This is a genomic window from Anaerovibrio sp., from assembly GCF_051866355.1.
Lineage (GTDB): Bacteria > Bacillota > Negativicutes > Selenomonadales > Selenomonadaceae > Anaerovibrio.
In genome coordinates this window covers 11,042-14,770 of sequence record NZ_JBJDWZ010000085.1, presented here as the reverse complement: position 1 = coordinate 14,770, position 3,729 = coordinate 11,042, and the positions used below count along the sequence as shown (strand labels likewise).

Here is a 3,729-nt window from a genome sequence, read left to right as displayed (position 1 = left end):
CGTATCTCCGGCGCAGCCTGGGGGTAATCTTTCAGGATTACCGCCTGCTGCCGGATAAGACTGTCTACGAAAATATTGCCTTTGCCATGCAGGTTATTGAGGCGCCCCGCCGCATGATGCAGCGCAGCGTGAACTCGGTGCTGGATATTGTCGGACTGCGGGACAAGTACAAATGCTTCCCGAATCAGCTGTCCGGCGGTGAGCAGCAGCGTGTGGCCATCGCCCGCGCCATTGTCAACAATCCTGCCATCGTGATTGCCGATGAGCCTACGGGCAATCTTGACCCGGATACCTCCTGGGGCATCATGGATATTTTTCAGCGGATTAATGCGGCCGGCACTACCATTGTAATGGCCACCCATGACAAGACCATTGTGGATGCCATGCAGCGGCGCGTAATCGCCATTGAGGACGGCACTATTGTCAGGGATGAGGCACAGGGAGGCTACGGCTATGAAAATTAGAACAACGGAATATTTCATCAGGGAAGTGTTTTTATCGCTAAAGCGCAATAACTGGATGTCTATAGCCTCTATCGGCACGGTGGCGGTTTCCCTGTTTATTTTTGGCATGTTTCTCATGCTGGTGATGAACATGAACAAGATGGCTGAATCACTGGAATCCCAGGTACAGATTAATGTGTATCTGGAGGATTCCGTCAGCAGGGAGGCTGCCAGGGATATAGAACAGGATCTGAAGGGCATGCAGGGCGTGGAAAAGGTGACATTCGTCTCCAAGGAGGAAGCCATGGAGCGCTTCAAGGAGCGGCTTGGCGACCAGAAAACCCTGCTGGATGCTCTGGATGAAACCAATCCCCTGCCGGATGCCTTTGAGGTGACTATTACGCGGCCGGAGCTGGTCAGGACGGCGGCTGAATCCATTGAGAAGTTTGATGGCATCGAATCAGCCAAATACGGGCAGGATGTAATGGAGCATCTTTTTGAGATGACGCGGCTGATCAGGATTTTCGGCTTTTCGCTGATGCTGGTGCTGGCACTGGCGACGCTGTTTATTATTTCCAACACCATCCGGCTGACCGTGTTTGCCCGGCGCAAGGAGATTGCCATCATGAAGTACGTGGGGGCAACGGACTGGTTTATCCGCTGGCCTTTTGTGCTGGAGGGCATGGTGCTGGGGCTGTTCGGCAGTCTGGTAGCGGCCGTGGTACTGCGGGTGACGTATACGGGCATAGCTGAAAAGATTTACGATACGCTGGCCTTTTTCCCGCTGATTCCTGAGCAGCCGTTCCTGACGTATATTACGATGATTGTGGTATTGAGCGGCATGGCCGTGGGTGCGGTAGGCAGTGCGGTATCCATCAAGCGTTTCCTGAAGGTTTAAGGTGGTGGCAGGATGAGAATGAAGGAGCATGCCGGCGGCTTCAGGCTGCTGGGACTGTTTTTGTCACTGGTGCTGCTGATTTCCGTGGCGGGAACGGCACAGGCCGATGATCTGGAGGAACAGCTGGCTGACCTGCAGCGTCAGGCGGAGCGCCAGCAGGAGATTACCAACGAGGCTGCCGCCAGGGTGGAAAGCGTTTCGGAACGCCTGCGGGCCATTCAGGAAGAGCTGCGGACGGCTACGGCGGCCTACAAGGAGGTAAAGTCCCAGCTGGATGCCGTGGAGGGCAAGATTGATGAAAATACGGCGCTTTTGACGAAGACAGAGGCGGATTTAAAGATAAAAAACAAAAAGCTGCAGAAGCGTGTCCGCGATATTTATATCAACGGGCAGATAAGCTATGTGGATGTGCTGTTCGGGGCAAAGGATTTTTCCGACCTGATGACGCGCATGGATATCCTCAAGCGCATCATCAAGCATGACTATGATTTAATCATGAAGGTAAAGCAGGAAAAAGCGATTGTGGTTATGGCCAGGGCACAGCTGGAAAAGGACAAAGCCGAGGCGGAAAGGCTGGTAGCCGATGCTGATGCCAAGCGGGCCGCCGTGGAGGAAAAGGAGGCCGAACAGCAGGACCTTCTGGATAAGGCGATTTACGACAGGGATACCTCGGAGCAGGCCTATGAGGAATTGATGGCGGCTTCGGAAGAGATTGCCAGCATGATTCGCCGCAGCAACATGTCCTACAGCGGCGCTCCTGCCGGGGCCGGCGGCATGATATGGCCGCTGGACGGGCCGGTGACCTCGGAATTTGGCTGGCGCACCCATCCGATTTTCGGCACGGCGCGCTTTCACAGCGGCCTGGATATCGGTGGTGATTACGGCATGCCTATCTATGCGGCGGCCAGCGGCACGATTATTTACGCCGGCTGGATCAGCGGCTATGGCAATACGGTGATTATTGACCACGGTGGCGGCGTTACCACCCTGTACGGGCATAATGATTCTCTGAACGTGGATGTAGGCCAGACGGTGAGCCAGGGACAGGTGATTGCCCTGTGCGGCTCTACCGGCAATTCCACAGGGCCGCACTGCCATTTTGAGGTGCGTGAGAACGGAGAGCCGGTCAGCCCGTATGGGTATTTGTGATGCCTGCCGTCAGAAGGGCAGATGGGATGGCTGCGAGGTAGCTTAGGTATGAAAAAGATAATTATAACGGCCCTGACAACGGTGGTGCTTGTTGTCATGGGCATCTTCATGGGGCTGTACAGCCTGCTGGGGGCCAATGAGGAAAACGTGTCCCAGATTGGCAGGCTGGTGACTACCATGCTGTTTATTGAGAGCAAATATGTGGACGAGGTGCCGCTGGAAAAGCTGGTGGATGGCGCCATTGACGGCATGACGAAGGCGTTGGGGGACAAGCACTCCATTTATATGGATAATGAAAAGTTCAAGCAGCTGATGCAGCAGACGGAGGGCTCCTTCGGCGGCATCGGCGTGGTGATGGGCTTTCCGGAGCCGGGGCGCTGCGAGATCATGTCCGTCATGGAGAATACGCCCAGCGAGGCGGCAGGCCTGCAGGAAAAGGATGAGATTCTGCGGATTGACGGTGATGCCGTGTCCGGCATGCAGCCGGAGGAAATGGCCGGCCGGGTGAGGGGCGAGGAAGGCACTCAGGTGGTGCTGACTATCCGCCGTCAGGGACAGGAGGATTTTGATGTCACCATTACCAGGGCGGCTATTCAGCTGACTACGGCCAAGGGCATCATGCTGGACGATACGAGGATAGGCTACATCAGGATTGCCTCCTTCAGTGAGAATACCGGCAAGGAGTTCCAGAAGGAGCTGGCGGAGCTGAAGGAGCAGGGCATGGAAGGGCTGATTGTGGATTTGCGGGCCAATCCGGGGGGACTTCTGACCTCCTGCGTGGAGATAGCCAACCAGATCATCCCGGCCGGGGAAATCGTGTCCATGGTTGACCGGGACGGCCGCAGGACGGTGTATGATTCGGAGCTGTCCGGCCTTGATTATCCGCTGGTGGTGCTGATTGACGGCAACAGTGCCAGCGCCTCGGAAATTCTGGCGGGAGCCGTGCAGGACAGGCAGTGCGGCACCATAGTGGGCACAAAATCCTTTGGCAAGGGCTCCGTGCAGACCATGCTTCCCCTTACTCACGGCGACGGATTGAAGCTGACGGTGGCCAGATACTATACGCCGTCCGGCAGGAGCATCGACGGTACGGGCGTGGAGCCTGATGTGGCCGTGGAGCTGCCGGAAGGGGCTGCTCAGGATGTGCAGCTTCTGAAGGCTGTGGACGTAATGAAGGAAAAGCTGGGCAAATAATATGTACCCCTGCGGCCGGATGGCTGCAGGGGTTTAATAATTGCG

Annotated in this window: 4 protein-coding genes; all 4 read left to right on the top strand. The window is 56.1% G+C overall.

Annotated features, from left to right (window positions below; all coding sequences use genetic code 11):
- A partial coding sequence (locus ACI3UA_RS04845; RefSeq protein WP_439723702.1) for a cell division ATP-binding protein FtsE occupies window positions 1-464 on the top strand: 464 nt, incomplete at its 5' end.
- Window positions 454-1,341, top strand: coding sequence for a permease-like cell division protein FtsX (gene ftsX / locus ACI3UA_RS04840; RefSeq protein ID WP_439723701.1), 888 nt, complete (start codon window positions 454-456; stop codon window positions 1,339-1,341). The genes ACI3UA_RS04845 and ftsX, both read left to right, overlap by 11 nt.
- A 12-nt stretch (window positions 1,342-1,353) precedes the next feature.
- Complete coding sequence (locus ACI3UA_RS04835; protein ID WP_439723700.1) at window positions 1,354-2,490, top strand: murein hydrolase activator EnvC family protein; 1,137 nt, start codon at window positions 1,354-1,356, stop codon at window positions 2,488-2,490.
- A 48-nt stretch (window positions 2,491-2,538) separates the two neighbouring features.
- Window positions 2,539-3,684 (top strand): S41 family peptidase, encoded by a 1,146-nt coding sequence (locus tag ACI3UA_RS04830; protein ID WP_439723699.1) that lies wholly within the window; start codon window positions 2,539-2,541, stop codon window positions 3,682-3,684.
- The last annotated feature ends 45 nt before the right edge of the window (window positions 3,685-3,729 follow it).

Excerpts from the sequence above, each read along its gene's own strand:
- ftsX (WP_439723701.1), top strand. The coding sequence starts at position 454 with ATGAAAATTAGAACAACGGAATATTTCATCAGGGAAGTGTTTTTATCG.
- ACI3UA_RS04835 (WP_439723700.1), top strand. The coding sequence starts at position 1,354 with ATGAGAATGAAGGAGCATGCCGGCGGCTTCAGGCTGCTGGGACTGTTT.
- ACI3UA_RS04830 (WP_439723699.1), top strand. The coding sequence starts at position 2,539 with ATGAAAAAGATAATTATAACGGCCCTGACAACGGTGGTGCTTGTTGTC.